General features: G+C 50.1%; 4 protein-coding genes and 1 pseudogene. 4 read left to right on the plus strand and 1 reads right to left on the minus strand.

Annotation, left to right across the window (positions count from 1 at the left end; all coding sequences use genetic code 11):
• The 4 genes and pseudogenes from IK012_RS12240 to IK012_RS12255 form a co-directional block, all read left to right on the plus strand.
• A pseudogene (locus tag IK012_RS12240) lies at positions 1-478 on the plus strand (translation elongation factor Ts); the annotation flags it as partial.
• Positions 479-680: 202 nt separating this feature from the next.
• The gene (locus IK012_RS12245; protein WP_290955016.1) at positions 681-1,859 is read left to right on the plus strand and encodes a hypothetical protein; all 1,179 of its coding nucleotides are present in this window, start codon (positions 681-683) and stop codon (positions 1,857-1,859) included.
• Positions 1,860-2,040: 181 nt separating this feature from the next.
• Positions 2,041-5,640, plus strand: coding sequence for an EAL domain-containing protein (locus tag IK012_RS12250; RefSeq protein WP_290955018.1), 3,600 nt, complete (start codon positions 2,041-2,043; stop codon positions 5,638-5,640).
• Positions 5,641-5,749: 109 nt separating this feature from the next.
• On the plus strand, positions 5,750-6,982 hold the full coding sequence (locus tag IK012_RS12255) for a hypothetical protein (RefSeq protein WP_290955019.1): 1,233 nt from the start codon (positions 5,750-5,752) through the stop codon (positions 6,980-6,982).
• A gap of 101 nt (positions 6,983-7,083) precedes the next feature.
• On the opposite strand, the gene IK012_RS12260 is transcribed toward IK012_RS12255, so the two are convergent.
• A partial coding sequence (locus tag IK012_RS12260) for an acyl-CoA dehydrogenase family protein (protein ID WP_290955021.1) occupies positions 7,084-7,729 on the minus strand: 646 nt, incomplete at its 5' end.

Below are 7,729 nucleotides of genomic sequence, written 5' to 3' on the forward strand. Positions count from 1 at the left end.
CGACTTCCGCAAGTTCGGCGAGCTCAAGAAGGCCCCGAACACTGTGTTCGGTGTTTACAGCCACATGAAGGGCAAGATCGGTGTTATCACTGAACTCGCTTTCGAAGGCTCTGCCGACGAAGCCGCCCTCAAGGCTGCCGCCAAGGACATCGCCATGCAGGCTGCCGCTTTCGCTCCGGTCGCCCTGAACGACGCTTCCGTTCCTGCCGAAACTATCGAAAAGGAAAAGGAAATCGCCAAGGCCCAGATCGAAGCTTCCGGCAAGCAGACCAAGCCCGAATTCATGCAGCGCCAGATCGATGGCCGCGTGGCTAAGGTGCTCAAGGAAATCGTTCTCGAAGATCAGGAATTCTTCATGTCCGAAAAGAACCCGAAGAAGCTCTCCGTCAAGGACTACCTCCAGGAAGTCGTTGCCAAGCAGCTCGGTCTTGTGAGCCTGAAGGTCGTGAACTTCATCCGCTTCGAACGCGGTAACTAATTTCTTCCGCCGGCATCCTCGCGCAGGGGATGTCATCCTGAGCTATACGAAACTTAGAACTTTAGTTCTGTAGTTGAGTTATGCCCTTTGGGTAGAAGGGCGAAGCCCGGAGTCGAAGGATTTAGGCACGAAATTAAATTGGTCGCTCCCCCGCGGGGCGGCCGATTTTTTTATTTTTTGTGCGAGTAAAAAGGAACAATAAATGATGAAGAAGATTTTATTTGCAGGAGCGCTTGCGGGCTTGCTCGTTGCTTGTGAAGATTCCACCACCTCTCCGCAACCGGAACCGCGTACATCCGATGTGACAGAAATCAGTTCTTCTTCCGAAACGGTAGAAAACTCATCGCAAAAGTCCGGTGAAAGCTCATCGTCCGAGCAGGGTGTTGCGGAAAGTTCTTCGTCTCAAGAAACCGTTATCGTAGAAAGCTCATCGTCCGAGCAGGGTGTTGCGGAAAGTTCTTCGTCTCAAGAAACCGTTATCGTAGAAAGCTCATCTTCTGCAGAAATTGCACCGCAAGATACCGCTTCGCAAAAAACGGTGCTGGACTCGTTGCCCTTTGACACTACGGGAATCCAGCCGGAACTTCTGAAGTATACGATTGATCCTGATACCTACACTGACGAAGATCGTGCAAAGATGGGACCGTATTTGGGCCATAACATTACCGTAGAGGAATGGACAAATCCGACTTGTGAGGTCATACATGTTTATGAAAGTGGCAAAATTGTGACCGATTTTGCGGGCTATCATGAATTTTGGAATTGCGTTTTGGTTGTGCTTGATGATTCGCTCATGTTTTCGAATGCGCAAAAATGCAGGAACACTCCGATTTGGGGTTCTTGCCGGAATGCCGAGGCCTACTCGAAAAAGATCGTTGTGGGCGGTAACGTCTTTTACTTTGGCGTATTTGAACAGCAATTGCAGCTGACTCAAGTGACCGATACCTCGCTTACCATCTGGCTTACGAAAAATCCGGATTATGTTGTTCCTGATTCTGTAGCCGCAACCCGTACTTGGAAAAAGAGTGTTTTTAAAGACGATTCGCTTGTGAAGTTTGTTGGTGAAAGTCGTAACCCCGATTACGTCGATACGATTGCCATTGAAAAGTATAATGTCACAATTACAGACTGGGGCAATACTTGGATCTTTGCAAATGAAACCTGCAGTTCCGAAGGTTATGTGAAGGATACAACTAAAACTGCGAGAGAACAATGCAAGGACTGGCAAACTTATCGCAATGACTTTGTGGACTGCACCGCTCGGAACATGAATTTGCCCAAAGGCGTTTATCCCAGATTGTGCCGCCCCACCAAGATTGATAACCGCTACGGCTCCGTCTGGTGCATCTTGGACGGCGATTACGTCGCGCCCGAAGAGTAGCAAAACAAGGAAATCAAGCGAAATTGAACAGGTCGCTCCCCCGCGGGGCGGCCTTTTTTGCGCAAAAATTGCGTTTTATATGTTCTTTTGGAATATCTTTTGCCCCTTTATGCGACCACTTTTGTGACAAATAGTTTATTTTAATGATACTAAAATGCTATAAAGTCGGCGGTTTACGGTCTTGAAACAGGAAAAGTGCAAAATACCAAAGGCGCTGAAGCAGGAATTTGAAAGTTCCGAATTGCCGCTAGTAGTCTATCGAATTGTCGATGGACGTTTCTTCGCAGAAGTTGTTTCTATCGGATTTGCCCATTGGCAGGGTCCGGACCTTGCCTGCGAAGATGTTGCCCGGCTTCTCAAAGAGGATTTGTACGGGAATGTCCATCCCGAGGACCTGGTTTCTACCGCGTCCGTGGTGGATGCGTTTGTAAAAAAAGGCGGCGAACATTTCGAGGTCGTCTATCGACGAAAAATCCATGGCAAGGACGACTTGCGCTCCATCCACTCGGTTGGGTACAGGCGCACCTTCGACGCTACGGAATATGCGGTTGTCGCTTACAACGATGTGACCGCGGCGCTTGAGTCCAGCGACGAGAACCGGCAGGCTCTTGACAGCGACCTTGTCGAATACCTGAGTGCGGACAAGGTGGAGCCCTTCATCATTATCGATGCGAAGACGCACGAAATTTTGATGATCAGCGCCTCCGTCGAAAAAGTCTGGACCCCCATGCATGCCTATTTCCCGGGCATCAAGTTCGAGGAGTACTTCTTTGATCCGAACGAACCGCAGCTGATTACCATAGAAGAAGTGCTGGAGAGGGGGGAAGTCCTCGTTCCCAATTCCCGGACTGGCGGAGATTTGGTCTTGAAGGCCTCCATCATCATGTGGCACGGCCAGGAGGCCATCCTGCATCGCCTTAGCGAAAAGGCCGACCGCTACTTTGATGCCCTGACCGGCCTTCCGAACCTAGATTACAGCTGCATGCGCGGTGAAAGCTTTGCGGACGAAATTCGCGAGGCGGGCGGGGTCCCCGCGCTTGTCTTCCTGGATTTTGTCGGGATGAAACTCTACAATAACGCGAACGGCTATGAGAAGGGGAACGAACTTCTTATCCATTTCGCCGGCTTCTTGAAAAAGCAGTTCCGGAAGAATCTGGTGTGCCGCATAGCGGACGACCACTTCATGGTCATTGCGGATATGGATAAACTCGAAAGCCGCCTGAACGAAGTCCGCAGGAACATCAAGAGCGTAATCTCGAAGATATCGATGGACCTCTATGTCGGCATCTGCAAGATAGAGGAATACGACGTCATCTTCGATGCGACCGAAAAGGCGAAGATGGCCTGCAACATCCAGAAGAAAATGCACGGGGGATTCATCCGTTATTACGATGAGCAGTTGCACAAGGATCTCCTGTTGCAGAACTACGTGGTGAACCACGTGGACGAGGCTATCGCGAAAGGCTATATCAAGGTTTATTACCAGCCGGTTGTCCGCACGATTACCGAGACGTTCTGCGGGATGGAGGCGCTGGCCCGCTGGGTCGACCCGCAATTCGGTTTCCTGAATCCTTGCGTGTTTATCGGCGCGCTCGAAGAATCCCGCCAAATCCATAAGCTCGACAGCCACATCATCGAGCTCGTCTGCAAGGATATGCGCGCGGAACTCGACCAGGGGCACCCCGTGGTTCCCGTCTCGTTCAACCTTTCGCGCCTGGACTTTGTCGGCTGCGACATTTTCGACGTGGTCGAAAGGGCCCTCGCGAAGTATGACATAGACCGCGAAAACATCCGCGTCGAGATTACGGAAAGCATCATGGCGTCGGATTCGTACGTCCAGCAAGAAATTGAACGATTCCGCTTGGCGGGTTACGAAGTCTGGATGGACGATTTCGGAAGCGGCTACTCCTCGCTGAATACGCTGAAGGACTACAAGTTCGACGAACTCAAGATTGACATGGCGTTCCTCTCGAATTTCAACGACGTGTCGCGAGTCATTATCCGCTCTACGGTCCGCATGGCGAAAAACCTTGGGCTGAAGACTTTGGCGGAAGGCGTCGAGACCAGGGAACAGATGGAGTTCTTGAAGGAAATCGGCTGCGAGAAGGCGCAAGGCTTCTATTACGGAAAGCCGCAACCGCTGGGCGATACCATGAAGCACATGGAAGAATCGGGAATTGCCGTCGAAAGTCGCGAGATGAGGGTGGTTTATTCGAAACTGGGCGGCCTCGACTATCTGGTGGATACGTCCAAGGCGATACTCGCTTACGAAAACGGAATGTTCCGGTTCCTGTTTACCAACAAGCAGTTCGAAGAACAGGCGCTGAGCATCGGCTTTTCTTCCATTAAAGACGTGGAAGACGCGGCGAACAACCCCAAGGATCCCACCTACTATACGCTCCATGAAATCGAGAAACTCGCATATTACAACCCGAGCGAAATGACCTACGCTACCCGCGGGACGTATGTCTTTATAAGCGGAAGCCTTATTGTTGACCTGGACGGTTGCCGCATCTACGACATCGTGCTGCGCGACACTCACGTGAGTACCCATGACAGTACTACGAACCACAAGAAGGTCTCGCTCCCCGTAGAGACGAAAACGGTCCTGATCGCCGTAGCGAGCCCGCAGACCCGCGCGTTCCTCGATAGCATACTCAGGACGGATTACAACCTGCTGCTGGCCGGCGATGGCGAACGTGCGCTTGAACTGTTGATGGAACACGGGCGCCGCATCTCGCTTGCGCTGGTCGATGCCGATCTCCCGAAAGTGGACGGCTTCAAGATTATCCAGAAATTCCAGAGCGAAATGCGCGACCTCCAGCTGCCTTTTATCATCATGACCGACAATCTCGATGTCGCGAAGGCGAGCATGCACCTGGGCGCCTTCCAGTTTATCTGCATGCCCATTATCGACAGGGAAATGATCAAGGCGAAGATTGCCGGGGCCATCAAGAATGCCGAACTCTTGCACAAGGTGGCGCTGAACTACATGGAATATGTTCCCGGCGGCGTTATCCTTTTCAGGATAAAGACGGGCAAGGTCCTTTATGTGAATGCGCGCGCGCTCGATATCTTTGAATGCGACAGCGTCAAGAAGTTCCGCGAACTGTCCGGGTCGAATTTCAAGAACGTGATTTTGCCGGAAGATTTCGACGGCGTGAACAGGGAAATCGTGGAGCAAATCGAGAGCTATTCTTCGACGACGAAACAAGTCACTTACCGCGTAAGGACCGCCAACGGGATTGTCAAGCGCGTCTATCATGTGGGCAAGGTTTTCCGGAACACGCCGTATGGCGATATCTTCTCGGTGTTTGTTTCCGAAGACGACATGGCGATGAAGGACTACTTTACCCGGAGGGAAGCGTTTGACAACTTTATGGCGTCCGGCGAAGCGACGCACACCAAGTCTTACGACCCGGGGTATAAGGGATTCCTGTTCTGGAACCTGACGAAGAATTCCCCTGTGCTGCGAATGGACGGCATCTCGTACATTCCCAAGGAATTCGCCAAGAAATACACCTACGAAACCCATTATAATTACCTGAGTTCCTTGATGCTCAAGAACGAGCTTAACATACAGCGGACGGCGGAGTACACCCGCGAAAGGCTGGTTCTGGATTGCCTCAACAAGTGCGTAGTCCCGTCGCTCAAGGTGTGCTATGATATCGATGGCTATTGCTTTACGATCTTGTCGAATTTCGATATGCTCATGGACCCGGATTCGGGCGATATCATCCTGAAACTTCAGAACGAATGCATCGAGACGACGAAAGGATAACGCGGTTCTGACTGCGGTATCTTTTATTACATTTGTCCCTGTTCTTTCTCATAAACAGTTAATAATAGGGAGAGTCTGATGACTCTGCCTTATAGTTGAAGACGCTAGTATGAAAAACTTTATTTGTCTTGTATTTATTTCCATAATCTGTGTCGCATGCACAAAAGATCCTGGAGTAACTTCAGAACCTACTGATTCTCTGCAAGATGGTTGGGATCCTGTTTTAATCCCGAACAAAGATTCCCTTGGCACGAGGGGTAGTGGCCTGCAGGCGATTCTGCATTCAGGTTCTTGGATTATGGTCGAAGATGCCTGGAGCGTTCCGGCAGAAGGAAAACCTGGATATCTTGTGCATGCTCCGCGTCTTTTTGTGACAACAGCCAATGGAACTCATTGGGATACTCTTTCGGTTCCGTCGAAGGGTTTTGTACATACGCTTTACTCTGACTCAACGGCATTCTATGTTGGAACGACAACGGGTGACGTGTTGAAATATTTACCAGATAATAAAGAGTGGATAAAAATAAACGTTCTCGATTCTTCTAGTGATATTGAATTTGGCGTTTATGGAATTGCCAAGTTTGAAAATAACTTGATTGTCTGCTTGGCTGGATTCAAGGATACTGTCACAAGGGAGGTCGTATCTGTTTTAAGGTTGCAGAACGGAGATTCATGGATAGATTTGGATACACCACCTATTCATTATGACCCCTATGGAACGGAGACGGTTCCCTTGCAGTTCCATAGGGGGGTCGAGTGGAATGGAAAGTTCTATGCCGCAACTGCAGACGGCGTGTTTGAACTTGAACCTGGATTTTGGCAATGGAAACAGCTTCCGCATCCTCCAAAGCTTAGGTATACAAAGTCTCTTGTTGCCAATCCTGTTAAGGATATCCTTGTCCATAAAAACAAGTTAGTCATGGCCGATGAATGGAGGCTGTTGGCGTATGAATGGGATGATGCTGGAAATGAATGGGTTCCCATAGACAGTCTTTTCTTGGATTTCTACAACAGCGAGGACTCTTTGAATTATATCATCAACGTCAATTCAATACATGGCAAATACCGCCTTGTGTCTGATGGTGAACACTTGTTTTCTTTTGGTAAGCGCTCCTACCCTAAGGTGTACATGGGTGATTATGGTGAACCCTATGGGAACATTCCAAAAGGTTGGAGAAGTATTGTTGGCGATGTTAGTAAGGGCCACCGACTTCCGACATTGGTAATATATGGAGGTGATGTGATAGACGGTGAACTTTACGCAGTTTCCTATGAGGGACTGTATAAAATCTCATTGAAGAATTTGGACAGTATAATCGCTGGCGAGAAAGATTTTTTCTAATCAAACGAAAAACGGTTTCGTTGAAATAGACTATTTACTTTTGCACAAACAAAAAACCTCGGTTCATCACCGAGGCTTTTTTAATTTCGCGTTAGCGAGAATTACTTTTTGTAGCTATCCATCGCAGCTACATCCAGGCTCTTGACCAGGTTGTAGTGCTTGGCGACTTCGGCTTCGGCCATGTTCAGGTACACCTTCATGCTCTTTTCGAACAGTTCAGGAGACTTGGTGGCGTCGCGGAGGAGCAACTGGCTCATGACGCAGTTCGCGGCCATCTCGTAGAGGTGACGTGCGCAGAGGTCGAGGAACTCGTTGTTCTCGGTAGCCTTCACGTATTCGATAGCTTCGTTGTACTTGGCGTCCATTGCCTTGGCGCGGGCCTTCAGCGCTTCGTATTCCGGGCGAACGTCCTGACCCTCGAGTTCTTCGAGAATCTGGCTGTAGGTGCCGGTGGTGATGTGCGGGAGAGCGGCCACGGTCTGCAACTGGGTCGTACCTTCGTAAATCGAAGTGATACGAGCGTCGCGGTACAGGCGCTGGCAAGCGTATTCGAGCATGTAGCCGGAACCGCCGTGCACCTGGATGCTGTCGTAGCTGTTCAGGTTGGCGTATTCGGAGTTCATGCCCTTGGCGAGCGGCGTGCAAGCGGAAGCGAGCTTCTGGTAAAGCTTGAGTTCCTTCTTTTCGTCGTCGGTGAGCTTGCGGGTGCGTTCGATGTCTTCGAGGCACTTGTAGATATCGACGTAA

Source organism: Fibrobacter sp., from assembly GCF_017551775.1.
Taxonomy (GTDB): Bacteria; Fibrobacterota; Fibrobacteria; order Fibrobacterales; family Fibrobacteraceae; genus Fibrobacter.